The 24,633-nt window shown below is 71.6% G+C and carries 26 protein-coding genes, 1 pseudogene and 2 riboswitches; of the genes and pseudogenes, 20 read left to right on the top strand and 7 right to left on the bottom strand.

Translation table 11 applies throughout. The features are described 5' to 3' along the window. Positions 1-2: 2 nt before the first annotated feature. Positions 3-1,244 (bottom strand): sensor domain-containing phosphodiesterase, encoded by a 1,242-nt coding sequence (locus tag KUA19_RS26260; protein WP_217400052.1) that lies wholly within the window; start codon positions 1,242-1,244, stop codon positions 3-5. A 313-nt stretch (positions 1,245-1,557) separates the two neighbouring features. Here KUA19_RS26260 and KUA19_RS26255 point away from each other — a divergent pair, with 313 nt between their 5' ends. Together KUA19_RS26255 and KUA19_RS26250 are read left to right on the top strand one after the other, a co-directional pair. Continuing rightward, the gene (locus KUA19_RS26255; RefSeq protein WP_217400050.1) at positions 1,558-3,369 is read left to right on the top strand and encodes an acyl-CoA dehydrogenase; all 1,812 of its coding nucleotides are present in this window, start codon (positions 1,558-1,560) and stop codon (positions 3,367-3,369) included. Then, positions 3,369-3,956 carry a TetR/AcrR family transcriptional regulator gene (locus KUA19_RS26250; RefSeq protein WP_217400048.1) on the top strand — a complete coding sequence of 196 codons (588 nt, stop codon included), beginning with the start codon at positions 3,369-3,371 and terminating at the stop codon, positions 3,954-3,956. Before KUA19_RS26255 ends, KUA19_RS26250 begins: the two co-directional genes overlap by 1 nt. Here KUA19_RS26250 and KUA19_RS26245 read toward each other — a convergent pair. Next, positions 3,928-5,244, bottom strand: coding sequence for an alpha-hydroxy-acid oxidizing protein (locus KUA19_RS26245; protein ID WP_217400047.1), 1,317 nt, complete (start codon positions 5,242-5,244; stop codon positions 3,928-3,930). The genes KUA19_RS26250 and KUA19_RS26245 overlap by 29 nt on opposite strands. Positions 5,245-5,275: 31 nt before the next feature. Continuing rightward, entirely contained in the window at positions 5,276-6,085 is an 810-nt protein-coding gene (locus tag KUA19_RS26240) for a hypothetical protein (protein WP_308167652.1), read from the bottom strand. Positions 6,086-6,327: 242 nt separating this feature from the next. Here KUA19_RS26240 and KUA19_RS26235 point away from each other — a divergent pair, with 242 nt between their 5' ends. The 6 genes from KUA19_RS26235 (at position 6,328) to KUA19_RS26210 (ending at position 11,468) form a co-directional block, all read left to right on the top strand. Then, positions 6,328-6,762 (top strand): nitroreductase family deazaflavin-dependent oxidoreductase, encoded by a 435-nt coding sequence (locus KUA19_RS26235; protein WP_217400045.1) that lies wholly within the window; start codon positions 6,328-6,330, stop codon positions 6,760-6,762. Positions 6,763-6,817: 55 nt separating this feature from the next. Continuing rightward, positions 6,818-7,105 (top strand): DUF1905 domain-containing protein, encoded by a 288-nt coding sequence (locus KUA19_RS26230; protein WP_217400043.1) that lies wholly within the window; start codon positions 6,818-6,820, stop codon positions 7,103-7,105. Positions 7,106-7,242: 137 nt separating this feature from the next. Then, positions 7,243-8,856, top strand: coding sequence for a Re/Si-specific NAD(P)(+) transhydrogenase subunit alpha (locus tag KUA19_RS26225; RefSeq protein WP_308167651.1), 1,614 nt, complete (start codon positions 7,243-7,245; stop codon positions 8,854-8,856). Positions 8,857-8,864: 8 nt separating this feature from the next. Beyond that, entirely contained in the window at positions 8,865-10,331 is a 1,467-nt protein-coding gene (gene pntB, locus KUA19_RS26220) for a Re/Si-specific NAD(P)(+) transhydrogenase subunit beta (RefSeq protein WP_217400042.1), read from the top strand. A 46-nt stretch (positions 10,332-10,377) separates the two neighbouring features. Beyond that, entirely contained in the window at positions 10,378-10,839 is a 462-nt protein-coding gene (locus KUA19_RS26215; protein WP_217400040.1) for a DUF427 domain-containing protein, read from the top strand. A gap of 2 nt (positions 10,840-10,841) precedes the next feature. After that, a complete protein-coding gene (locus KUA19_RS26210) occupies positions 10,842-11,468 on the top strand; it encodes an alpha/beta hydrolase (protein WP_254550167.1) in 627 nt (208 codons plus the stop codon). Positions 11,469-11,877: 409 nt separating this feature from the next. Here the strand turns inward: KUA19_RS26210 and KUA19_RS26205 are convergent, their stop codons facing one another. Beyond that, on the bottom strand, positions 11,878-12,534 hold the full coding sequence (locus KUA19_RS26205) for a tetratricopeptide repeat protein (protein WP_217400037.1): 657 nt from the start codon (positions 12,532-12,534) through the stop codon (positions 11,878-11,880). Between the two features lie 173 nt (positions 12,535-12,707). Here KUA19_RS26205 and KUA19_RS26200 point away from each other — a divergent pair, with 173 nt between their 5' ends. From KUA19_RS26200 to KUA19_RS26170, 7 genes are all read left to right on the top strand, one after another. Further along, complete coding sequence (locus KUA19_RS26200) at positions 12,708-13,673, top strand: hypothetical protein (RefSeq protein ID WP_217400036.1); 966 nt, start codon at positions 12,708-12,710, stop codon at positions 13,671-13,673. A 53-nt stretch (positions 13,674-13,726) separates the two neighbouring features. Continuing rightward, positions 13,727-13,818: riboswitch (glycine riboswitch) on the top strand. Continuing rightward, positions 13,819-13,917: riboswitch (glycine riboswitch) on the top strand. Positions 13,918-13,965: 48 nt separating this feature from the next. Further along, complete coding sequence (gene gcvT, locus KUA19_RS26195; RefSeq protein WP_308167650.1) at positions 13,966-15,135, top strand: glycine cleavage system aminomethyltransferase GcvT; 1,170 nt, start codon at positions 13,966-13,968, stop codon at positions 15,133-15,135. Between the two features lie 2 nt (positions 15,136-15,137). Beyond that, complete coding sequence (gcvH, locus tag KUA19_RS26190) at positions 15,138-15,512, top strand: glycine cleavage system protein GcvH (protein WP_217400035.1); 375 nt, start codon at positions 15,138-15,140, stop codon at positions 15,510-15,512. Next, positions 15,509-16,780 carry a serine hydroxymethyltransferase gene (gene glyA / locus KUA19_RS26185; RefSeq protein ID WP_217400034.1) on the top strand — a complete coding sequence of 424 codons (1,272 nt, stop codon included), beginning with the start codon at positions 15,509-15,511 and terminating at the stop codon, positions 16,778-16,780. The genes gcvH and glyA overlap by 4 nt, the downstream gene beginning before the upstream one ends. Positions 16,781-16,843: 63 nt before the next feature. Continuing rightward, a complete protein-coding gene (locus KUA19_RS26180) occupies positions 16,844-17,632 on the top strand; it encodes a metallophosphoesterase family protein (RefSeq protein ID WP_217400033.1) in 789 nt (262 codons plus the stop codon). Positions 17,633-17,703: 71 nt separating this feature from the next. Further along, positions 17,704-18,204: a SigE family RNA polymerase sigma factor gene (locus tag KUA19_RS26175; RefSeq protein ID WP_217400032.1), complete on the top strand. Its 501-nt coding sequence runs from the start codon at positions 17,704-17,706 to the stop codon at positions 18,202-18,204. After that, positions 18,201-19,601, top strand: a complete 1,401-nt coding sequence (locus KUA19_RS26170) for a WD40 repeat domain-containing protein (protein ID WP_217400031.1) — start codon at positions 18,201-18,203, stop codon at positions 19,599-19,601. Before KUA19_RS26175 ends, KUA19_RS26170 begins: the two co-directional genes overlap by 4 nt. A 16-nt stretch (positions 19,602-19,617) precedes the next feature. Here KUA19_RS26170 and KUA19_RS45245 read toward each other — a convergent pair whose 3' ends face one another. Further along, positions 19,618-19,752, bottom strand: a complete 135-nt coding sequence (locus KUA19_RS45245; protein ID WP_443623183.1) for a YxiG-like protein — start codon at positions 19,750-19,752, stop codon at positions 19,618-19,620. Between the two features lie 57 nt (positions 19,753-19,809). Here KUA19_RS45245 and KUA19_RS26165 point away from each other — a divergent pair, with 57 nt between their 5' ends. Next, entirely contained in the window at positions 19,810-20,142 is a 333-nt protein-coding gene (locus KUA19_RS26165) for a VOC family protein (RefSeq protein WP_217400028.1), read from the top strand. A gap of 46 nt (positions 20,143-20,188) precedes the next feature. Here KUA19_RS26165 and KUA19_RS26160 read toward each other — a convergent pair whose 3' ends face one another. Further along, complete coding sequence (locus KUA19_RS26160) at positions 20,189-20,824, bottom strand: HNH endonuclease family protein (protein ID WP_217400025.1); 636 nt, start codon at positions 20,822-20,824, stop codon at positions 20,189-20,191. A 194-nt stretch (positions 20,825-21,018) separates the two neighbouring features. Here KUA19_RS26160 and KUA19_RS26155 point away from each other — a divergent pair. Then, a pseudogene (locus KUA19_RS26155) lies at positions 21,019-21,146 on the top strand. A gap of 57 nt (positions 21,147-21,203) precedes the next feature. Next, a complete protein-coding gene (locus KUA19_RS26150) occupies positions 21,204-21,611 on the top strand; it encodes a VOC family protein (RefSeq protein ID WP_217400022.1) in 408 nt (135 codons plus the stop codon). 90 nt (positions 21,612-21,701) lie between these two features. Here the strand turns inward: KUA19_RS26150 and KUA19_RS26145 are convergent, their stop codons facing one another. Next, the gene (locus KUA19_RS26145) at positions 21,702-22,274 is read right to left on the bottom strand and encodes a GNAT family N-acetyltransferase (protein ID WP_217400019.1); all 573 of its coding nucleotides are present in this window, start codon (positions 22,272-22,274) and stop codon (positions 21,702-21,704) included. A gap of 298 nt (positions 22,275-22,572) precedes the next feature. Between KUA19_RS26145 and KUA19_RS26140 the strand changes: the two genes are divergently transcribed. Both KUA19_RS26140 and KUA19_RS26135 read left to right on the top strand, forming a co-directional pair. Continuing rightward, positions 22,573-23,493, top strand: coding sequence for an NHL repeat-containing protein (locus tag KUA19_RS26140; protein WP_217400016.1), 921 nt, complete (start codon positions 22,573-22,575; stop codon positions 23,491-23,493). Positions 23,494-23,756: 263 nt separating this feature from the next. Then, the gene (locus KUA19_RS26135) at positions 23,757-24,611 is read left to right on the top strand and encodes a cobalamin-binding protein (protein ID WP_217400014.1); all 855 of its coding nucleotides are present in this window, start codon (positions 23,757-23,759) and stop codon (positions 24,609-24,611) included. Positions 24,612-24,633: the final 22 nt, after the last annotated feature.

The following is a 24,633-nucleotide window of genomic DNA, read 5'->3' as shown; positions in this document are numbered from 1 at the left end:
ACTCACCAGAACGTCTGCGGCCGCGCGGGCAGCATCCGCCGCAGCAGCGGCTGGGCCGCCTCTACCACCAGGCGGCGGTCGTAGGTGAGCACGTAGTCGTACGAACCTTCGTCACGCTCGGTGGCGAACAGGCCGCCCGCGAAGTGGGCACCCAGCATGATCACCGTCCACTCGCGGGTGAGCGGGTCGTCGTCGGTCAGTGGGATGCCGCTGATGTCGTCGCCGAGCGAGTCGGCGAGGTCCCGGGCGAACACGGCGGTCAACGCCGATCGTTCGGCCAGCGGTGCGTACCGGTCGCGGGTCGGCTGGTCGAAGCGGTCGGCCTGCTGGAACGCGGCCAGCAGCACGGGTGGCTCGGTCAGCCGTGGGAACTGGTTCTCCAGGTGCCGGCTGAGGTGGTAGAGCGTGTCGCGGTCGGCGCGGTGAACGGGCCGCTGCGCGGCGGCTGCCTCGTACGGAGTGCGGACCGCCTCGCCCACCGGCACTCGTGACAGCTCGGGGCCCTGCGCCGGCAGTTCGTCCGGCAACGGCTCGGGCCGACCGAAGAACCAGCCCTGGCCCAGCGTCGCGCCCATCGAGCGGGCTGTCGCCAGGTGCTGCTCGGACTCGATGCCCTCGGCCACCACCGTCGCCCCGGTGCGTTCGGCCTCGGCGAGCACCGCGTTGACCACGGCCGAGACCGTCGGCGTGGTGCGGTCCTGGACGATCGCCCGGTCGAACTTGATCACGTCGGGGCTGAGCAGCGGCAGCATGGCCAGCGCGCTGTCGTCGCCGACGTCCTCCAACACCACGCGCAGGCCCGATTCGCGTACCCCGGAGATCGCCGCCAGCAGCCCGGCCGGATCCTCGGCCAGCGACCGGGCCGAGATCTCGACCACGACCTGCAGTTGCCGCGCCGCGGCCTGGAACGTCTCGGCGAGCTGGGCCGGGGCCGGGGTGCGCAGCGCCGCCGGCTCGGTGTTGACGAACAGCGGTATGTGCGGCGGCAGGCAGGAGGCGATGGCGGCCCGGCACACCGCGGCGCGGCAGATCCAGTCCAGTTCGGCCAGCCGTCCCGCCTTGGCGCCCTGCCGGAACAGTCGCTCCGGGGTGGCGAAGGCGGTGCCGGACGGTCCGCGGATCAGGGCCTCGTAGCCGACGGTGTCGCCGGTGCTCAGGTCCACGACGGGCTGGAACACCGGATAGAGCGCGGCGCGGGAGATCACCGCGTCGAACTCGGCCTCGGAGGAACGACCGTCGGCCATAGACGACTCCCCAGGGGGCGTATCCGCCCTGTCGACGACATTGTTGATCTTTCTTGCCAGGTTCGTGTCCCAGGGTAGTGGGGGGTTCGTGCAGTTTCGGCGAAACTGCACGAAAGCGACCGGTAATTCGTGCAATTTCAGCGAAACTGCACGCATCTGATGTGACAGCGTGGGCGCTGGGCGGGGGAGGAGTGTCATGGGAGGACGGATGGGTGGCTGGGCGGGAGCGTCATACCGACCGGTCAGTATTGACAAGGGCGGCGCCGGGCGGTGGGATCGGAGCGTCACTATCCGGACCCGGGAGATGCCGCAGATGAGCCACTACCGCAGCAACGTGCGCGACCTCCGCTTCAACCTGTTCGAGGTGCTCGGCACCGGGGCCGCCCTCGGGCACGGCCGGTTCGCCGACCTCGACGGGCAGACGGCCGTGACGATGCTCGACGAGGTCGACCGGCTCGCCACCGGCGTCATCTCCGATTCGTACCGCGACGGCGACCGCAACCCGCCCCGCTACGACCCCGCCACCTACTCGGTGACCATGCCCGAGTCGCTGCGCCGGGCCTACCGGGCGTACATGGACGCCGAGTTCTGGCGCCTGGACCTGCCGGTGGAGGCGGGCGGCACCGCCGCGCCCCGGGCCCTGTGGTGGGCGCTGATCGAGCTGGTCCAGGGCGGCAACGCGCCGGTCTACATGTACGCCGGCGGCCCCGGCTTCGGCGGTCTGCTGCACACCATGGGCACCCCCGAGCAGCGGCGCCTCGCCGAACTGATGATCGAGAACGGCTGGGGCGCCACCATGGTGCTGACCGAGCCCGACGCGGGTTCCGACGTCGGCGCCGGGCGCACCCGCGCGGTCCCGCAGCCCGACGGCTCCTGGCACATCGAGGGCGTCAAGCGGTTCATCACCTCGGCCGAGCACGACATGGCCGACAACATCATGCACTTCGTGCTGGCCCGCCCGGTGGACACGCCGGGTGTCGGTGGTCCCGGCACCAAGGGCTTGTCCATGTTCCTGGTGCCGAAGTTCCACATCGACCCGCAGACCGGGCAGCTGGGTGAGCGCAACGGCGTGTTCGTCACCAACGTCGAGCACAAGATGGGCCTGAAGGTCTCCACCACCTGCGAGCTGACCTTCGGCGCGCACGGCGTGCCGGCCAAGGGTTGGCTGGTCGGCGAGGTGCACGACGGCATCGCGCAGATGTTCAAGGTGATCGAGTCGGCCCGGATGCAGGTCGGCGTCAAGGCGATCGCCGCGCTGTCGACCGGGTACCTCAATGCGCTCGACTACGCCCGCCAGCGGGTGCAGGGCGCCGACCTGACCCGGATGACCGACAAGACGGCCCCGCGCGTCACCATCGACCACCACCCGGACGTGCGCCGGATGCTGATGCTGCAGAAGGCGTACGCCGAGGGCCTGCGCGCCGTGTACCTCTACACCGCCGACTGGCTCGACCGCGGGCACGAGCTCGGGGCCAGCGTCAACGACCTGCTGCTGCCGATCGTCAAGGGCGTCGGCTCCGAGCGGTCGTACGAGCTGCTGGCGCTGTCGCTGCAGACGCTGGGCGGCTCGGGCTTCCTGCAGGACTACCCGATGGAGCAGTACCTGCGCGACACGAAGATCGACACGTTGTACGAGGGCACCACCGGCATCCAGGGGCAGGACTTCTTCTTCCGCAAGGTGGTCCGCGACCGCGAGGTCGCCTTCGGCCTGGTCACCGGCGAGATCGAAGAGTTCGTGACCGGTCTGGAGCAGCGCGGCGAACTCAAGACCGAGGCGGCCGCGCTGCGCGAGGCGCTGGCCGAGGTGCGGACGATGGCCGCGACCATGCTCGGTTGGACCCGCGACTCCGCCGAGAGCCCGGCCGAGATCTACCGCGTCGGCCAGAACACCACCCGGCTGCTGATGAGCTTCGGCGACCTGCTCATCGGTTACCTGCTCACCCGGCAGGCGGCGGTGGCGGGCGCCGCACTGGCCGCGGGCAGCACCGAGACCGCCTTCTACACCGGCAAGCTGGCCGTGGCCCGGTTCTTCGCCACCACCGTGCTGCCGGAGCTGTCCGCGCGGCGGGCGGTGCTGGAGCGCACCGACAACGCCCTGATGGACGTACCGGCGGACGCCTTCTGATGGACGACGCGCGCTCGCGCCTGGTCGCCGCCGCCATCAGCGTCTTCGCCGAGGCGGGCTACGACGGCGCGTCCGTGCAGCAGGTGGTCACCCGGGCCGGGGTCACCAAGGGCAGCTTCTACTACTACTTCCCGTCCAAGGAGGAGCTGCTCTTCGAGATCTACGGCTCGGTGCTGGCCGCCCAGTTGGCGGGCCTGGAGGCGATCCTGGCCCGGGGCCTGGCGCCCGAGGCAGCGCTGCGCGCGATCGTCGCCGACGTCGTGGCCAGCACCGCCGAGCACATCACCGCCGCCACGATCTTCAGCCGCGAGTCCAGCCGACTGGACCACGAGCACTGGCAGACCCTGCGCGACCGCTGGCGCCGCTACCTCGACCTCGTCCGCGGGGTCATCCGGGACGGGCAGCAGCGCGGCGACTTTTCGGCGACGGCGTCCCCGGAAACCATCTCCTGGATGATCTTCGGGGTGACCACCAGTATGCCGACCTGGTATCGCGCCGACGGCCCGAAGACCCCGGCGCAGATCGCCGAGGAGATGTGCTCGGTCGTCTTCACCGGCCTCACGCGCGGACCAGCAGCTCCGGCGTGACGTCGGCCAGGGACGCGCAGCCGGACAGGGCCATGGTCAGGTCCAGTTCGGCGCGCAGGTTCTGGATGACCTCCCGCACCCCCTGCTCCCCGGCCAAGGCCAGGCCGTAGAAGTAGGGCCGCCCGACGCACACCGCCCGCGCGCCCAGCGCGAGCGCCTTGACCACGTCAGCCCCGCCCCGCACCCCGCTGTCGAACAGCACCGGCACCCGCCCGGCCACCGCGTCGACGATCCCGGGCAGCGCGTCGAGCGAACCGGTCGCGCCGTCGACCTGCCGTCCGCCGTGGTTGGACACGATCACCCCGTCCATCCCGGCGTCCAGCGCCCGGCGGGCGTCGTCGGGGTGCTGCAGCCCCTTGAGCACGATCGGCAGCTTCGTACGCGCCCGCAGCCGGGCCAGATCGCCCCAGGTCAGATCCTGGCGCGAGAAGATGTCGAGGAACGTCTCCACGGCCGCGCGCGGCAGCGGCGAGACCAGGTTGCGCAGCGTCGAGCCCGGGTGACGGCGCGCGATCGAGACCAGCGAGCCGATCGCCGCCGGAGTGACCCGCGGCGCCGGGCCGGACTTCGGCTGGGCGGCCCGCTCGGCCGTCAGCCGGGCGAACACCGGGTCGCTCGTGTACTGCGCGATGCCCTGCCCCCGGCTGAACGGCAGCGACCCCAGGTCCAGGTCGCGGGCGCGCCAGCCCAGCAGCGTCGTGTCGAGCGTGACCACCAGCGCCTCGCAGCCACTGGCCTCGGCCCGCTCCAGGAAGCTGCCGACCAGCTCCTCCGACCGGCTCCAGTAGAGCTGGAACCAGCGCGGTCCCTGGCCCATCGCCGCCGTGACCTCCTCCATCGGCCGCGACGCCTGCGTGGACAGGATGTAGGGGACCCCTTCGGCGGCGGCCGCCCGCGCCACCGCGACGTCCGCCTCGGCGTGCGCCAGTTCCAGCACCCCGATCGGGGCCAGCAGCAGCGGTGCGCTCAGTCGCCGCCCGAACAGCTCCACCGAGGTGTCGCGCGCCGACACGTCGCGCAGCATCCGGGGCACGATCCGCCACCGGTCGAACGCCGCGCGGTTGGCCGCGTCGGTGGTCTCCATCCCGGCACCGCCCGCGACATAGGCGTACGCCTTGCGCGACAGGACCCGCTCGGCCCGCTTCCGCAGCGCCGGATAGGCGGTCGGCACGGTGGGGACGCGGCCGCTGACGCCGTCGCGATAGATCACGCCCTGCCGCTGCCTGCCGACACCGCCGCCGGGCAGCGCCGGGTCGGTCGCGGCAGTGGTCGGGGAGGGGTCGGTCATGGCTGGTCCTCGCTGGCGCCGGGTGGGGCGATCATGCTAACCGCGGCGGTACGCAGTAGGCGACCGTCGCGTCGTCGGGGACCGCACCTCCCGGCTGGCGCTCGGCCTCCCGTACCCGCCGGATGATCTCGGCTGGACCGTGCGTGCCGAGCAGGGTCAGCACCTCGGGCCAGTCGGCCAGGGCATACCGGTCGGCGATGCGGCTGGCCCCGTTGCTGAGCAGCGCCGCAGCGGTCAGCTCGGCCAGCGGCAGGCTGCCCGTGATCGCTTCGGCGGCGGCGTTCGGATCGTCCTTGGCCACCCAGAACCCGCCAGGCTGGTTGCGGTTGGCCCGCATCGCGGTCACCGCCTCCACCCGGACCTGCTCGTACGCGGCAGTGCCTGGTTCCTGCGCGTACAGCGCGTCCAGCAGCGGCTGTCGGATGTCGACCTCCCGCCGGTCGTCGAGGACCAGCGGCGGGAGGTCGACCCGGTCCAGCGCCATCACGCTGTCGCCGAGCAGGAGGTGGTCGGCCCGGTCACCGTCGAAGCGCAGCACGGCCACGGTGGCCGACGGGCTGCTCGGGTTCGTCAGGTCGCACGTGTCGCGGTGCGCGTCGGCCAGCTCGTCGATCGCCTCGGCCAGCAGCACGGACAGGTCGCGGCCGTCCTCGACGGACAGCCGGTGCAGCAGCGCGCCGCCGAGGCGGTGGGTGTACCACGCGACGCCGTGTCGGCAGATGGACTCGATGCCCTGGATACCCGCCCCGTCGAGCAGCACCACAGCGTTCGCGACCGCTCCGACGAAGTCCTCATTGGTCCGCCCGGCCCGTTCGCTGTCGGTCACCATGCTGACTCGCACGTCGGCCTCCTCCGTGTCACACCCGCCTGGCCCGGTCTGCTCGCCGACCATATCGAGAAGCCGCGTGTCCAGAGTGCCAAGCTTCGAGCCGGATCCTTGGTCTACCAATCCATCCTCCTAGGAAGGCTTGGCGGACGTGACCAAGCCTGCGTTCTCATCTGAACGACGCCTAAGCAGCCTGTGGACACGCGTCCGGCGCCGGCAGGCGGGCCGTCCGGGTGGATCGGCCTACACTGCGTGGAATGGAGCTGACAGGGGAGTACGCCCCCGGAACGTGGCCGATGTCGGTAAAGCAGGTCGCCGAGTACGAGGCGAGCGACGGGGCCAAAGGCAACACGATCATGGGGATGCCGGTCATCGTGGTGACGATGCGCGGCGCCAAGTCCGGCAAGATCCGCAAGACGCCGCTGATGCGGGTCGAGCACGACGGCAGTTACGCCCTGGTCGCCTCGGTCGGCGGTGCGCCGAACAACCCGGACTGGTACCACAACATCGTCGCCCACCCCGACGTGATGCTGCAGGACGGGCCGGTGCGCAAGCCGTACCACGCGCGGCTGGTCACCGGGGCCGAACGCGAGCAGTGGTGGCAGTGGGCGGTCGAGGCGTTCCCGACCTACGACTCGTACCAGAAGAAGGTCACCCGCGAGATCCCGGTGTTCGTCCTCGACCCCGCCTGAGTCGCGCGCGTCGACGGGGCTGCCGCCATCGGTGACTGCCCCTATTCTGGCCCGCATGGACCTGCAATTCGACGGTGAGATCTGGTTCTGGCGAGGACCGGCGCCGTGGCACTTCGTCACCGTGCCCGACGAGCAGTGCGCGGCGATCGAGGCGGCGTCGGCGCAGGTCACCTACGGCTGGGGCATGATCCCGGTGGCGGCGCGGATCGGCGTGACCGGCTGGACGACGTCCCTGTGGCCCAAGGACGGGCGCTACATCGTGCCGGTGAAGGCGTCGGTGCGCCGCGCCGAGCGGCTCGAACTCGGCGACCAGGTCTCGGTCCGCCTCACCGTCGATGTCTGACCGGCCGGGCGCCGGTGCGTGACTGTCGTCGTCGGACATCGGCCATCACTGGTGTGATCTAGGCGGCGCGTACATTGACGCGGGCGTCCGGTGGCCACACCATGGACCGTGATCTCGATCCAGTTCGGGGTCACTGCGTGACGGGAGAGGCAGTGGAGCAGCAGGGCGGCATGCAACGTGGCATGCAGCGGCAGGGGCAGGATGTGCCCGTGCCGGAGGGGACGGCCCAGCGGCTGGCCGTGGCGGCGGAGTCGGGGGCCGGGGAGACCCGCGTGGCCGCGACCCCGGCGACGGTGAAAGCACTGGTCGAGCTCGGGTACGAGGTGGAGGTCGAGTCCGGCGCCGGTGCCCGGTCGAGCTTCTCCGACGACGCGTACACGGCCGCCGGCGCGAAGATTCGCAGCCGGGACGAGTGCTGGCAGGCCGACGTCATCGTCAAGGTCGAGCCGCCCTCGCCCGACGAGATCGCCAGGCTGCGACCCGGCGCCGTCCTGATCGGCCTGATCGGCCCCGCCATCCGGCCCGAGCTTGTCGAGGCTCTCGCACAGCGGCCGGTGACCGTCCTGGCCATGGACGCGGTGCCGCGCATCTCCCGTGCCCAGTCGATGGACGTGCTCAGCTCGATGGCCAACATCGCCGGTTACCGGGCCGTGGTCGAGGCCGCGCACGCGTTCGGCCGTTTCTTCACCGGTCAGGTGACCGCCGCGGGCAAGGTTCCCCCGGCCAAGGTCCTGATCGCCGGGGCCGGGGTCGCCGGGCTGGCCGCCATCGGCGCCGCCAAGAGCCTCGGCGCGGTGGTCCGCGCCACCGACCCGCGCCCCGAGGTCGCCGAGCAGGTCCGCTCGCTGGGCGGGGAGTTCCTGACCGTCGCCGCCGTGCAGGAGTCGAGCACCGACGGGTACGCCCGGCAGACCTCCGCCGACTACGACCGCCGCGCCGCCGACCTCTACACCGAGCAGGCCGCCGACGTCGACATCATCATCACCACCGCGCTGATCCCCGGCCGTCCCGCCCCGAAGCTGATCACCGCCGAGCAGGTGGCGAGCATGCGGCCCGGCAGCGTCATCGTCGACATGGCCGCCGCGCAGGGCGGCAACGTTGCGGGCACGGTCGCGGGGCAGGCGGTCGTCACCGCCAACGGCGTCACCATCATCGGCTACACCGACCTGGCCGGGCGCCTGGCCACCCAGGCCTCGCAGCTGTACGGCACCAACCTGGTCAACCTGATGAAGCTGCTCACCCCGAACAGGGACGGGCGGCTGTCGGTCGACTTCGACGACGTGATCGTGCGCGGCATGACCGTCGTGCGCGACGGGGAGAAGACCTGGCCCCCGCCGCCGGTGCAGGTCTCGGCCACACCCGCCACACCCGCGGCCCCACCCGCGCCGCAGGAGAAGCCCGCCCGGAAACCGTCGCGGACGTACGCCCTGGTCGGGTTGGCGGCGGCGGTGCTGTTCGCGGTCACCGCGTTCGCGCCGCGGGAGTTCACCGGCAACTTCACCGTCTTCGTGCTCGCCGTCGTCATCGGCTACTACGTCGTCGGGAAGGTGCACCACGCGCTGCACACCCCGCTGATGTCGGTCACCAACGCCATCAGCGGCATCATCGTGGTCGGCGCCCTGCTGCAGATCGGGCACGGCGACGTCACCGTCACCGTGCTGGCCTGCGCGGCCATCCTGCTGGCCACCATCAACATCGTCGGCGGGTTCGCCGTCACCCGGCGCATGCTCGGCATGTTCTCGAAGGGCTGATCAAACCAATGACCGCCGCCACCGCGGTGCAGGCTGCCTGCATCGTCGCCGCTTTGCTGTTCATCCTCAGCCTCGCCGGACTGTCCCGGCACGACAGCGCCCGAGCCGGGGTCGTCTTCGGCATCAGCGGCATGGCCGTCGCGCTGATCGCCACCGTCGCGCTGGCCTCCCGCAGCATCGACGCCACCGCCGGGGCGGTGCTCGCCGGTGCGATGCTCGTCGGCGGCGGGATCGGTCTGTGGCGCGCCCGCGTCGTGCAGATGACCGGCATGCCGGAGCTGATCGCCATTCTGCACAGCTTCGTCGGCCTGGCCGCCGTGCTGGTCGGCTGGAGCGGCTATCTCGAGGTCGAGGGAGCCGACCACACCGAACTGGCCGGGGCGATGCTGCGCATCCACCACGGCGAGGTGTTCGTCGGCGTGTTCATCGGGGCCGTCACCTTCACCGGCTCGATCGTGGCGTACCTGAAGCTGTCGGCGCGGATCTCGTCCAGCCCGCTGATGCTGCCGGGTCGCAACCTGCTCAACCTGGCCGCGCTGGCCGGGTTCGGGGTGCTCACCGGCTTCTTCGTAGCCGGGCCGACGCTGGCGCTGCTGGTCGGGGTGACCGTGCTGGCGTTGGCACTGGGCTGGCACCTGGTCGCGTCCATCGGCGGCGGCGACATGCCGGTGGTGGTGTCGATGCTCAACAGCTACTCCGGCTGGGCCGCGGCCGCCTCCGGCTTCCTGCTGAACAACAACCTGCTCATCGTCACCGGGGCGCTGGTCGGCTCGTCGGGCGCGTACCTGTCGTACATCATGTGCCAGGCGATGAACCGGTCGTTCATCTCCGTCATCGCGGGCGGGTTCGGGATCGAGGCCGGGCCGGCCGACGACACCGACTACGGCACGCACCACGAGACCAGCGCGGTCGAGACCGCGGCGCTGCTGCGCGACGCCACCTCGGTGATCATCACGCCCGGGTACGGCATGGCCGTGGCGCAGGCGCAGGGGCCGGTCGCGGAGCTGACCCGGCTGCTGCGCGCCCGGGGAGTGCAGGTGCGCTTCGGCATCCACCCCGTCGCGGGGCGGCTGCCCGGACACATGAACGTGCTGCTGGCCGAGGCGAACGTGCCGTACGACATCGTGCTGGAGATGGACGAGATCAACGACGACTTCGCCGGGACCTCCGTGGTCCTGGTGATCGGCGCCAACGACACCGTGAACCCGGCCGCGGCCGACCCGGGCAGCCCGATCGCCGGGATGCCGGTGCTGCGGGTGTGGGAGGCCGAGCACGTGGTCGTGTTCAAGCGGTCCATGGCCGCCGGGTACGCGGGCGTGCAGAATCCGCTGTTCTTCCGGGACAACAGCTCGATGCTGTTCGGCGACGCCAAGGCGCGGGTGGAGGACATCGTCCGGGCGCTCGGCCCGGCGGTGGCCGTCCAGCGCGACGCCGCCGAGCCGGAGCGGAAGAAGGCGCTCGCCGGGGTCGGATGACCCCGGCGCCGCCGTGTTACCGCAGCATGCGGCTAAGGTCGAGCACATGGTCGAATCGGTGTGGGACTACCCGCGTCCGCCCCGGGTGGAGCGCACGGCGCGGCGCGTCGTGGTGACTCACGCGGGGCAGGTCGTCGTGGACAGCCGGGACGCCGTGCGGGTGCTGGAGACGTCCCATCCGCCCGTGTACTACGTGCCGCCCGCCGGCGTACTGGTGCCGGTGCGGCGCGTGGACCATGAATCGTTCTGCGAGTTCAAGGGCGTCGCAACGTACTGGGACGCGGTCGTGGGCGACGAGGTGGTGCGCCGGGCGGCGTGGTCGTACGAGCAGCCCTCGCCCGGATACGAGCAGTTGGCGGGGCTGCTGGCGTTCTACCCGTCGAAGTTCGACCGGTGCACCGTCGACGGCGAGCCGGTCACGGCGCAGCCCGGCGACTTCTACGGCGGCTGGATCACCGCCGACATCGTCGGCCCGGTCAAGGGTGCCCCTGACACGATGGGCTGGTGACGATGGGCGACGCGCCGTCGGCGATGTCCGCGCTGGTCCTGCTGCACGGCTACGGCGACGACCGGGAGGGCCTGCTCGCGCTGGCGGACCTGCTCAGCGCCCCGCAGCGGCTGGTGGTCGTTCCCGAGGCGCCGCAGACCAGCCCGGTCGGCGGTCGCCAGTGGTGGCCGCTGGACAGCGAGGACCGGCCCACCTGGGCCTGGCACGGCACACCGGCCGCGACCGGCCCGCGTCACCGGCAGGTCGACGTGGCACGGGCCCGCGTGCTGGAACTGCTCACCGACCTGCGCCACCGGTACGACGTTCGTCAGGTGTCCCTGGCCGGGTTCTCGCAGGGCGGCATGCTCGCCCTCGACGTGGCGCTCGCGCCGGGTTCCGGCGTGGCCAAGGTCGCGGCGCTGTCGGCGGTGCTGCTCGCCGACACCGAGCGGCACGTGGCCGACGGCGGCCGTCCGAGAATCCTGCTGGCGCACGGCGAACTGGACGACCAGGTCCCGTTCGCGGCCGGGGAGAGCACGCGCGACATCCTGGCCGAGCACGGCCACACCGTCGACTGGCTGCCCTTCACCGGCGGCCACGACATCCCGGACGAGGTGGTCTGGGCGTTGACGGCGTTCCTGGACCTCTGAGCCGCCTCGCACACCATGGGTACGGTGAGCGCCGTGTCGCGTTCTCGTACCCGCGTGTGGTCTGCCGTCACCGCAGTCTTGTGTTGGTTGCTGGGCGCCGGGCTGTACGTGGTCGCGGCCCCGCTGTGGCGAAGCGCCGGATTCTGGGTCTTCATGCTGGTTCCGATCGTGGCCCTGATGGTCTACGCCTGGGCCAGGCTGCATCGGCACCGAGCCCGAACTGCGGCGCCTTCGGGGCACCTCGCCGGTGCCGCAGCCCGTGCCCGTGCCTACTCCCGGCCAGTCGTGAAGCGGCGCCACACCGGCGCGGCGAGCACCCGAGTGCTCCAGACGCGTGTCGCTCCAGTCGAAGTCGTCCCAGAACCCGGCGAGCGCCGGATAGACCTGCGCGTGATCCCGCCGGTGCGGCTCAGTCGTCCGCACCGGAACGCTCGGCCGCGATCCAGCGGAGCACGCCCTGGGCCTGTGCCTCGGTGGCGGTGCGTTCGGCCTCGTCGAGCAGCCGCTCGCGCTCGGCGGTGTCGCCCGCCTGCCCGGCGATCCCGGCCAGGGCCAGCAGCGCGGCCGCCGCACCGGGCAGGTGGCCGACCTCGCGGCGCAGGGCGAGTGACTGCTCCTGGCGCTGCCGCGCGCGGTCGAGGTCGCCGTCCTCGTACTGGTGGACGAAGCCGATGTGCCGCACGACGTAGGACAGCAGCAGCCGGTCGCCGACCTCCTCGGCCAGGTGCTCGGCGATGTCCAGGTACGGCTTCGACACCACTCCGTCGTTGTGCAGCACCTGGTGGTAGATCCCGATGTAGAACAGCGCCTCGGCCTCGCCCTGGCGGTCCCCGACCTGGCGGTAGAGCTCGGCGGCCCGCTCGAACAGCGGCAGCTCGGCCGGGTCCTCCTGGTCGCGGTCGCGCAGGTACCTCGCGTGCAGCAGCCGCCCGCGCGCGAGCGCGAGGTCGGCCTCGACCTGGTCGAGCAGCGGCGCCGCTTTGTCCAGGGCCTGGTCGTCACCGTAGAACACCGACGCCTCGTACAGGGCGTGGGCGTCGTCCAACCGTGGATCGCGTCTCCCCATGACGATCCAATGTAGTGGTTCGACGGGGCAGGAAGTGTCCCCGCCAGCGGGCGAATGTCCCGCCCGCGGTGTGACATTCGTCCTGATGAATTCTGGAGCGGGTGCTCTGCCGACGGGTGGACGGTGGGCGCGACAGTGGTGGGGACACCCTCGACGTGCGAAAGGACAGCGCCATGCGGCGTGTGGCCCCGGCGATCGCCCTGTACTTCCTGTCCCCGTTCGTCGCCGAGTTCCTGCTCGGCGACTTCCCGATCACGATGATCCTCCTGATCCTGCCGCTGTCGACGATGTACGGCGGCGGCGCGCTGTTCATCCGCGAGCTGACCCGCCGCACCGGCCGGGGCTGGCCGACGATTCTGCTGCTCGCGCTGGCCTTCGGCGTGGTCGAGGAGGGCCTGCTGACCCAGTCGTTGTTCAACCCGGACTACGTCGGGGCGCACCTGCTCGACGCGGGCTTCGTCCCGGCGCTGGGGATCGCGGTCCCGTGGACGCTGTTCGTGCTCACCATCCACACGGTCTGGAGCATCGGCGCCCCGATCGCGCTGGTGGAGGAGGCGACCGGGGCACGGCGCGAGCAGCCGTGGCTGCGCACGCCCGGGTTCGTCGCCTCGATCGCCCTGTTCGCGGCCGGCTGCGCGGCGATCTTCTCGTTCTCGTACGCCGACGGTCATTTCATGGCCGAGCCCGCGCAGTTGGCCGTGGCGGCGGTCGTGGCGGTGGCGCTGGTCGTCGCCGCGTTCCTGGTCCCGGCCCGCACCGCGCGCGGCGAGAGCGAGGGTGAGCGCGAGGCGCCGGGTCCGTGGCCGGTCTTCGCGGTCGCTTTCGGCGCGGGGCTGGTCCTGTTCGGCGCTGAGCTGCCGCCGATCTGGGTCGGCGTGGCGGTGCTGGTGGTCGACCTCGCGGTGCTGGTGCTGCTCGTCTCCCGTTGGTCAGCGCGCGGATCGTGGGGTGCCTGGCACCGGTTCGCGTTGGCGGCCGCCGCGCTGCTCACCTACGCCTGGCACGCGTTCTTCCAACTGCCGGTGCAGGGTGGCGAGGCGACGCTGAACCTGGTCACCCACATCGTGTTCGCGCTGGTCGCGTTGGCGATCCTCGGGTACGCGGCCCGCCGCGTCCGCACGCACGGCCAGGCTTCTTGACGCGGTCGGCGGCGGCGCATACGGTACGCGCGACAACCGAATATCTCGCTGAACGAACCGCGGCGGGAGAGTCCCCGCACCATCGGGACGCCGAAGGAGCAACTTCTCCCCGGAATCTCTCAGGCCCACGTACCGCCGCGGCTAGGCGAACTCTGGAAAGTCGGGACCGGACGGTCCCGCGCCCACGGTGCAAACCGTCCCCGCGACGGTGAAGCTCTCAGGCTGTGATGACAGAGGGGGAGGCCCACCATCACGGTGCCGCGTGCGCGGCACCCGGACCAGGGAGCCTCCCGTGAGCGCAGACGCGCCGCCCGCTGCCCTGCCCTGCCTCGAGCAGGGCGCAGCCGGGCCTGAATCCGTTCTCAGAAACACTCCGCTGCACGACGTCCACGTGGCGCTGGGCGCGGTGCTCACCCCGTTCGCCGGGTGGACGATGCCGCTGCGCTACGGCAGCGAGCTGGCCGAGCATCACGCCGTACGCCGCGGCGCCGGGCTGTTCGACCTCAGCCACATGGGGCAGCTCGAGGTCGACGGCGCCGACGCGGCCGCTTTCCTGGACCACGCGCTGGTGGGCCGCCTGTCGGCCGTCCAGCCCGGCCGGGCCCGGTACACGATGATCTGCGCGCCCGACGGCGGCATCCTCGACGACCTGGTCGTGTACCGGCTGGAGCCGCACCGCTACCTGGTCGTGGCCAACGCCGCCAACACCGCCACCGTGTGCACCGCCCTGACCGGGCGCGCCGAGGGCTTCGCGGTCGCGGTGCGCGACGTGTCGGCGCGGTGGGCGCTCATCGCGGTCCAGGGCCCGCGCGCGGCCGCGATCCTCACCCCGCTGACCGGCGCCGACCTGGGTTCGCTGCGCTACTACGCGATCGACGCGGCGTGGCTGGCGGGGCGGCCGGTGCTGCTGGCCCGCACCGGGTACACCGGCGAGGACGGTTTCGAGATCTACTGCGCCACCGAGGACGCCCCCGGGATCTGGGCGGCGGTGGCGGCCGCGGGGACCCCGCACGGGCTGGTCCCGGCGGGGCTGGCCTGCCGGGACACGCTGCGGCTGGAGGCAGGCATGCCGCTGTACGGCCACGAGTTGACCGCCGGGGTCAGTCCCTACCAGGCCGGGTTGGGTCGGGTGGTGGCCCTGGACAAGCCCGACTTCGTCGGCCGCGACGCGCTGGTCGTACGCCGCGATCAGGTCGCCGAGGTGCTGGTCGGGCTGGTGTCGGGCGGGCGGCGTGCCCCGCGCCACGGCTACGCGGTGCTCGACCCGGACACCGGCGCCCGCGTCGGCACCGTCACCAGCGGCGCCCCGTCGCCGACCCTCGGCCGCCCGATCGCGATGGCGTACGTGGCCGCCGACCGCTGCGCCGTGGGCACCGTGCTCGCCGTCGACGTCCGGGGCGGCCACGAGACCGTCACCGTCGTCGAGCTGCCGTCCTACCGACGTACCCAGGAAGGGCGTTGACCATGATCCCGCAGGAGCTGAAGTACACGCGCGAGCACGAGTGGCTGGCCGCGGCCGGGGACGGGGCGACGGTGGGCATCACCGCGTTCGCGGCCGACGCGCTCGGCGACGTCGTCTACGTCGAGCTGCCGCGCCCCGGCCAGGTCTTGGCGGCGGGGCAGCCGTGCGGTGAGGTGGAGTCGACCAAATCGGTCAGTGAGCTGTACGCCCCCGCCGACGGCGAGGTCGTCGCGGTCAACGAGGCGGTCGTGGCCGACCCGGGGCTGCTCAACAGCGACCCGTACGGCCAGGGCTGGCTGTTCCGGCTGCGGCTGACCTCGGCGCCCGACCTGCTCGACGCCGACGGTTACGCGGCGCTGACGGGGGAGGCGGCATGAGCGTGCTGGACCGGCCCCTGGCCGAGTTCGACCCTGAGGTGCACGCGGCGCTTCGCGCCGAGCTGGACCGCCAACGCGACACCCTGGAGATGATCGCCAGCGAGAACTTCGCACCGCTGGCGGTGCTGCAGGCACAGGGCTCGGTGCTGACGAACAAGTACGCCGAGGGCTACCCGGGGCGGCGCTACTACGGCGGCTGCGAGCACGTCGACGTGGTCGAACGGCTGGCGATCGAGCGGGTCAAGGCGCTGTTCGCAGCGGGGTACGCCAACGTGCAGCCGCACTCGGGCGCGCAGGCCAACGCGGCGGCGATGATGGCGCTGATCCAGCCCGGCGACACGATCCTGGGCCTGGACCTGGCCCACGGCGGTCACCTCACCCACGGCATGCGGATCAACTTCTCCGGCCGCCTGTATCGCGCGGTCGGCTACCGGGTCCGCGCGGACGACGGCCTGGTCGACCTGGACGAGGTGGCGCGGCTGGCCCGCGAGCATCGGCCGTCGTTGCTGATCGCGGGCTGGTCGGCGTACCCCCGGCAGTTGGACTTCGCCGCGTTCCGGGCGGTGGCCGACGAGGTCGGCGCACGGCTGATGGTGGACATGGCGCACTTCGCCGGGCTGGTCGCCGCGGGCCTGCACCCGAACCCGGTGCCGTACGCCGACGTGGTGACCACGACGACCCACAAGACCCTCGGCGGTCCGCGCGGCGGGGTGATCCTGACCAACCACGAGGACGTCGCCCGCAAGGTCGACAGCGCGGTCTTCCCGGGTCAGCAGGGTGGACCGCTGGAGCATGTGGTGGCGGCCAAGGCGGTCGCGTTCCGGATGGCGGCCCAGCCCGAGTTCGCCGACCGGCAGCGGCGCACCCTGGCCGGGGCGAAACTGCTGGCGGAGCGGCTCACCGCACCCGACGTCGCGTCGGCCGGGGCGGCGGTGCTGACCGGCGGCACCGACGTGCACCTGGTCCTGGTCGACCTGCGCCGCTCGGAGCTGGACGGACGCCAGGCCGAGGACCGGCTGCACGACGTCGGCATCACCGTGAACCGCAACGCGGTGCCCGGCGACCCCCGGCCGCCGATGGTCACCTCGGGCCTGCGCATCGGCACGGCGGCGCTGGCCGCCCGGGGCTTCGGCGAGGAGGCGTTCGCCGAGGTCGCCGACATCGTGGCGGCGACCCTGCTGCCGTCCTACGACAGGGCGACCGCCGAGCGGCTGCGGGCGCGGGTCACCAAGCTCGCCGCCGCGTATCCGCTGTACCCGGGGCTCTGATCGCGCCGACCCGGGCCGTGGTGGGACAGCGACCACGGCCCGGGTCCGGCTAGGGTGTGCCCGGTGCGCAGACCTCTCGACCGCATCGCCCTGATCTCCGACGTGCACGGCAACCTGACCGCCCTGGAAGCCGTGCTCGACGACATCGACGCCCGCGGCATCACCCGGATCTTCAACCTCGGCGACTACGTCGGCAAGGGACCACGCGGCCGCGAGGTGGTGGACCTCTGTCGCGAGCGCTGCGAGGTCAACATCCTCGGCAACTGGGACGACTTCCTGCCCGACCCGAGCCGCACCTTCGACTCCCCGGCGCTGGCCTGGTGGCTGGGGCAACTGTCGCCCGGCCAGGGCGAGTGGCTGCGGGCGCTGCCGTTCAGTCACGACTTCGTGATCAGCGGGCGGCGGGTGCGGCTGTTCCACGCCTCGTCCACCTCGGTGCACAAGCGGATCCGCTTCGACCACGACGAGCAGGAGTTCCTGTCCCTGTTCGAGAACACCCCCGCCACCGGCGACGGGCCCGTACCGACCGTGGTCGGCTACGGCGACACACACGATCCGTACTACGAGGTCGACCGGTGGCGGCGCACCGTCTTCAACACCGGCAGCGTCGGCAACAGCATGGACGACCCGACGCCGGTGTACGTGATCCTCGAAGGAGTCTACGGCTCCGCGGCCGAGGCGCCGTTCTCGATCCAGTTCGTGCGGGTGCCATACGACGTCGAGGCCGAACTCGCCGCCGCCCGCGACCTGGGCATGCCCGAGTACGGCGGGTACGAGTCCGAGCTGCGCCACGGCATCTACCGCGGCGAGAAGGGCGAGCCGACCTACCACCGCCGCCCGCGCACCGCGTAGAAATCCCGTCCCGCGGCACAACCGGATGCCGGGGTGCCCCGATCGAAGGGTGGAGTGAGTAGAGGAGTCGTATGCGGGCAGAGCACGAACAGGCCTTCACCGAGTACGCGCAGGGCCGCGCCCTGGAGTTGCGGCGCACCGCCTACCGGCTGTGCGGCAGCTGGGACGAGGCGCACGACCTGCTGCAGACCGCGCTGGTGCGCCTCTACCGGCACTGGGAACGGGTGTCGGCAGCCGACTCGCCCGACGCGTACGTGCGCCGGATGCTGGTCAACGTCTACCTGGAGCAGCGCCGGTCCTGGTGGTCGCGGGTGGTCCGCGCGTACGCCGAACCACCCGAGCAGCCGGCCCCGCCCGACGGCATCGACGGCCGCCTCGACCTGATGGCGGCGCTGGCCCGGCTCGCCCCCGGCCAGCGGGCCGTGCTGGTGCTGCGCTACTGGGAGGGCCTGGACGTGGCGGAGACCGCCAACGCGCTGGGCTGCTCGACCGGCACCGTCAAGAGCCAGTCCGCGTACGCCATCGCCGCGCTGCGGCGGCTCATGCCCGACTACGTGGGAGGCGGCAAGTGAACGACCAGCAGATCACGGACCTGTTCGCCGCCACCCCGGCCGCCGATGAGCCGCCACTGCCGCCCGGTCACCTGGAGCAGGTGCTCGGCGCCGCCCGCCGCGACCGGCGCCGCCGCCGGATCACCGCCGCGCTCGCGGCGATCGCCACCATCCTGCTCGGCGGCGCCGCCACCGTGCTGGGACCGGGGCTGACCGGCGGTGCCGTGCAGCCCGCGTCGGGCACGCCCGGCCTGCCTGATCAGATCGCGGGCTACTCACCACTGACCGGCAGGGTCAGCGACTCACCGCCCGGACGGGCGCTGATGCTGTACGGCTACGGCAACGGCGAGCTGTTCCACACCTACCAGACGCTGGTGCTCGGCGCCGACGGCGACGTCTACCGGCAGCTCGATGCCGCACCGGACACCTCCGGGTCGTGGCTGCTGGCACCCGACGGGCGCACCGTCGTGCTGGCCGACGCGAGCCGTAAGTCGTCGTCGGTGCGTGTAGTCGACCTGAGCACCGGCAGGGTCGCCTCGGTGCCGCTGGGCCGCACCGGTGGTGTCTTCCCACTCGCGCTGTCGCCGGACGGGCAGACCCTCGCCTACGGCATCGTCGACACCCCGCAGCTGGACCAGGATCTCGCCCAGAGCGTGGGCAACGCCATCACCTTCTACGGCTCCGAGCACGGCACGCTCGTGCTGCTGAACCTGCGTACCGGGCAGTCCACCGTCGCTGACGTAAGCCCGGCCGCGGCCGTGGCCTTCGCCCCGGACGGCGGCCGGCTCGCGGTGCAGTCGCGGCTGGAGACGTGGCTGGTGGGCCTGGACGGGCACCGGATCGAGCAGGTGCGGGTGCCGCAGGGATACGGCCTCACCCAGCACAATGCCTGGTCACCCGACGGCACCATGCTGGCACTCACCTGGTGGCGGCGCGACGGCTGGAGCACCGGGCCCGGCACCGACCAGGCGTTCACGCCCGACCCGTCGGCGCCTTCCCCGTTCGGCGTCGTGCGCCTGGACCGGCCCGACCAGATGATCGCCAAGCCGGAAAACGTGGAGACGTTCCTCGGCTGGCTGTCCGACACCGAGATCCTCAGCCTGTCCTGGGACTACGGCGCCGACACCGGGGCGCTGTGGGCGACTCCGGTCGGCGGCGGCGCGGCGCGCGCGGTGAGCCACTTCGACAGCGGCCACCGCTGCGAGTACGGGACCCAGCGGTGCGTGCCGTACGACGCGATGGTCGCGTCCCAACTGCTCGACGGCATCAAGGTCCGCGCCGCAGGCTGGCCCGACCGCGGCCCGTGGCCTGCGGGTTTCCGCTGGGCGGCCGCTGTCGTGGTGCTCGCCGGGCTCGGGCTGGTCCTGCTGATCCGGCGTCGGCGCAGGCGCCGCCGCCTACGTGGCAGCTCTGTCTGACCCGACGTCCCCGGTCTCAGTCCGTCACCACGAACGGGCTGAGACCGGTGGCGACCGGCGCGACGACGAGGTCGGCGAAGATCAGGCGCAGCCGGTGGCACTCGGTCTCCACCGCGGCCTCATGGAAGGCGATACCGACCTCTCCGACCACCGCGACGCGTGCCGGGCATCGCGCGCGATCATCCGGGCCTCATGGAATGCTGAGCTCATGGCTCGTATTCGATCGGTCGTCCTGCACGTCGGCGACATCCCGAGGGCGGCCGCGTTCTGGACCGAGGCGCTGGGCTACCAGGCGGCGCCGGACAATCCCGCGTTCCTCGTTCCACCCGACGGCCACGGGCCCCGGCTGCATCTCGACGAAGACGACCGCACCCACCTGGACCTCTGGGTCCCCTCGGCACAGGAGCAGCAGGCCGAGGTCGAGCGGCTGGTCGGACTCGGCGCCACGAAGGTCGACTGGGACTATCCCGACGACGCGGACTTCGTCGTGCTCGCCGACACCGAGGGCAATCTGTTCTGCGTGGTCGACACCAGCGCGTGAAACCCGGCCCGGGGCGGGGTGCGTCCGGGCCGGGTGTGCGGCATGGTCAGCAGGTGGCGAGCATGCCGTTGAGGGCCGACTTCTCCGCGCTGTCGACGGTGAGGTTGTAGTAGTACTTCACCTGGATCCAGGCGCGGGCGTAGGTGCAGCGGAACGACGCCAGCGACGGCTGCCACTCGGCCGGGTCCTTGTCGCCCTTGGACTGGTTCACGTTGTCGGTGACCGCCCACAGCTCCGGACCGCCCAGGTCGTTGGCGTAGGTCTGGCGCTTCGCGGTCGTCCACGCCCAGGCGCCCGACGCCCACGCCTCGGCCAGCGGCACCATGTGGTCGATGTCGATGTCGGCGGCGTTGGTCCAGGTCGCGCCGTCATACGGGCTGTACCAGGAACCCGAGGTCGGGGCGCAGCTGCTGTCGACGACGACACCGGAGCCGTCGCGCTTGAGGACCTGCTCGCGGGTGTTGCACGTTCCGCTGATGGTGATCCAGTGCGGGAACAGGTCGCGGTTGTAGGTCGAGCCGTGCGACTCCGCGGCGACGGTGAGGGTGGCCAGGCGGCTCACCGCCGTGCTGTACGACGGGATGTTGGGCGGGGTGGCGTGCGCCGGGCTCGCCGGGGAGACGACCACGACGGCGATGACGGTCGCCGCGACGGCCACAGCCGCTCTGAGGGTGCGGATCACGGGGGACTCCTGACTGTCCGCCGCCGCGGCCGGTGAGGGTGGCCGGCAGGGGGCACGACGACGCAACTGATAGACGATCCCGCATATAAGGGTCCCCGGTGCGATCTTGTTATGAAGTTGGCATGAACGTCCTTCGACTTCCGCCCCCGCCCATTTCCGTTGCGGCGTACCGGTGGCGCTGGCATCCTCGACCCGGACCGGTGGCAGAGTCGGGTTATCGCGGCGTTCCGAGCCGGTGGCCGCGCACGCGCGGCGACTCGGGTACGCGTGGGGGCAGCTGGCGTGCCAGTCCCCACCGAGGGTTCAAATCCCTTCCGGTCCGCCGAAGTGCACGTTCTTGACCTGCGGATTCGTTCGACGGATATGGGGAGAAACCGGCATGCGACTGCGCATGGAACTGTTCGTCGACGACCTGGACACCAGCGTCGCGTTCTACGCCGATGTGCTCGGCTTCACCGTGCTGCGCCGCGAACGCGGCTACGCCAGCCTCCGCCGCGGCGCGGCCGTCCTCGGCCTGGGCCGCAGCCACGACCTGCCCGCCGACGACAACGGACCCGGCTTCAGCCAGGCCCGTCTCGCCGTGGACAAAGGCGCCGGCGTCGAGATCGTCTTCGAACTCGACGACACCGACCAGCTCGCCCGGGCCTACGATCGCTGCCGAGGCGAGTGGACGATCGTCGAGCCGCTGCAGTCGCGACCCTGGGGACTGTCCGACTTCCGGGTCGTCGACCCCGACGGCTACTACCTGCGGATCACCCACGGCGACTACGCGGCTGACGAGATCTGACCAGTCACGCGTGCGACTTTCGGCACGTGACGAATCTTGTTGCACTCGCGTGGCGTGCCCGGCCGAATCGCAGCACGGGGGTAGGGCCTCTCAGCGGGCTGGAACCGGCTCGGACGACGGCCGCCACTCCCGCCTGATCAGCCCGTAGACCCACGAGTCGGAGACCTCGCCGTTGACGACGCAGTCTTCCCGCAACGTCCCTTCTCGCACGAACCCGAGCTTCTCCAGCACGCGGGCAGATGCCACGTTGCGTGTGTCGGTCTCAGCCTGCACGCGATTCAGGTCCAGCGTGTCGTATGCCCACCGCAGCAGCACGCGCGCGGCCTCCGTCGCGTAGCCGTGGCCCCACGCTGCCTCGTTGAAGCAGTAGCCCAGTGATGCACTGCGGTAGTCCGGATTCCACCGGCTCAGGCTGCACCAGCCGAGGAAGGTCCCGTCGGAGACACGATCCACGGCCAGCCGCGCCCCGGTGCCCCCCTCTGCCAGCTGCCGGCAAGCCGCGATGAACCGTTCGGCGCGCACGCGTTCGCTCCACGGCGGCGCGTCCCAGTAGCGCAACACGTAGGCGCTGCTGTGCATCGCGAAGAGGTCGTTCGCATCCGCGTCGTCGAACGGGCGCAGTCGAAGGCGAGCGGTGTGCAGCGTGGGGGTGGGCAGCGACATGCGCGTCATGTTCCGTTCTGTGACTGGTGGTCGATCAACCAGACATCCGATGCCGGCCACTCGCAACGGGTTTTCTCGGCGCGCGGGAGAGCGACGTGGTGGTGGCTTTCGCATTCTGCCGCGCCGGGCCCGCATTCCCGACGGCCTTCTTCGATCGGGCGGTGTTGCCCGAGACGCGTCGCGGTGGCCAGCACGGGCCGGGCGGCTGCCGCCGCCGAGCATCGTCGGAGAACACACGGACGCGCCCGACCGGTACTTGTGGACGTACACCCCCAACCCCCAAGTGAGGGAGTTCACCGTGCACAGGCGAACACTGATGGCCGCGGCGCTGGCCGTCCCGGTCGGCGCCGTCGTCGGCGCCGAGGCGGCACAGGCGCATCGCCCCGGACAACCCCACCTCCCGGCCACCATCGCCCTGCCCGACGGCTTCTGTCCGGAGGGCATCACCCACGGCACCGGCGGCAAGGCGTACGTCGGCTCGATGGGCGACGGCGCGATCTACTGCACCGACCTGAAGACCGGCCACGGCATGCCGCTCGTGGCGGGCACCTCGGGCGGGCAGGCCACTGGTCTGGCCTTCGACGCCGAATGCCGGATCTGGGCCGCGTGCGGCACGATGGGCGGCACCGCCGTCTACGACGAGTCCGGCACCTGCCTGGCGATGTACCACCTCGGCGGCAACGTCCACGGTGTCGCCGCCACCTCGACGAACGTCTTCTTCACCGACGCCGACCACGGCAAGGTCTACTGCGTCGGCCTCGGCCGGCACGGCAGCCTGCCCGGCGACGACGGTGTGCTGACCCTCGCCCTGCCCGGCGGCCTCGGTGAGGCCGGTGCCTGCAACAAGGGCATCGTCGCGGCGTGGAACGGCTGCCTGATCATCGTGCAGGCCGCCGCCAACCGTCTGTACGCCTTCGACCCGGTGACCCGTGCCGCCAAGCGCATCGACATCGGCCGCGCCTCTGTGGCCGACGCCGACGGGCTGCTGCTGCGCGGCAACACGCTCTACGTCGTGCGTACCAAGAAGAACAAGGTGTCGAAGTTCCGCCTGAGCCACGACCTGTCCCGCGCGACGCTGGTGGACCGGATCACCGACGCCGACCTGGACTGCCCGTCGACGATCACCGCCTTCGGCGGCCGCCTGTACGCGGTCAACGCCCGGTTCAGCACCCCGCCCACGGCGAGCACCGAGTACTGCCTGGTCCGCCTGGCCGACTGACCACATACGAGCGGATCACCCGGGCAGACGTCCGGGTGACCCGCCCCGCAGCCACGCCGGGAATCGCGTTTCCACAGCTCAGCTCACTGATCGACCACGCTTTGCGACATTCCTCTCGTGCACGCCGACCCGCCCGAGCACACCCGGCTGCGCCGCCTGGTCGACACGGCGCGTCCACTGCCGCTGACGCCGGAACTCGACGGTGGACGCGGCCGTGGCCGCCGCGTCGCGGGGACGGGGATCCGATCTGGGACAGTGCAGGGATGCGGATCGTATCGCTGCTGCCCGCGGCCACCGACATCGTCGCCTCGCTGGGTGCCCTGGACCAGTTGGTGGGGCGTACCCACGAGTGTGACTGGCCACCCGGCGAACTCGACGACGTTCCGGTCGTGACCCGGACGGGCCTGGCACACGGCCTGGCCAGTCGCGAGATCAACCTGGCGGTGGCCGGGGCGCACCAGGGCTCGGGCATCTACGACCTCGACCATGACGCGATCGAGGCGCTGCGGCCTGACCTGATCCTTACCCAGGACCTGTGCGATGTCTGCGCCGTCTCGTACCAGACGGTCAACGAGGCGGTGCGGGTGATGCGGTTGGACACGACGGTGGTGTCGTTGCAGCCCCGGACGATCGAGGAGATTCTGACCGCGGTGACGACCGTCGGCGAGCTGATCGGTGCGTCGCCGGCGGCGGCCGAGGTGGTAACCGACGCCCGTCGGCGGCTGGCGGCGCTGCCGGGGCCGAGCCAGGACGGGCCGCGGGTGCTGTTCGTCGAGTGGCTCGAGCCGCTGATGCCGGGCGGCCACTGGGTCCCGGAGCAGATCGCGTACGGCGGTGGCCGTTCGTTGCTGACCTCGCCGGGCGAGCACAGCACACCGTACCCGCTGGAGACGGTCGTGGCACTCGATCCGGACGTCATCCTGGTCGGTCCCTGCGGGTTCACGTCCGAGCAGACCCGAGCCGAGCTGCCGAGTCTGGTGGCTTCGCCTGGTTGGGAGGCCGTCGCCGCGGTGAAGGCCGGTCGGGTGTACGTGGTGGACGGCCCCGCCTACTTCAACCGCCCCGGCCCCCGGGTCGTCGACGGCGCCGAGATCGTGTCCCGCCTGCTGGCACGGTAGCCCGCGATCCCGGCTGCGATTT

Origin of the sequence: Catellatospora tritici (genome assembly GCF_019083965.1) — a bacterium.
GTDB classification, from domain to species: domain Bacteria; phylum Actinomycetota; class Actinomycetes; order Mycobacteriales; family Micromonosporaceae; genus Catellatospora; species Catellatospora tritici.
This window is presented reverse-complemented; position numbering and strand designations above follow the sequence as displayed.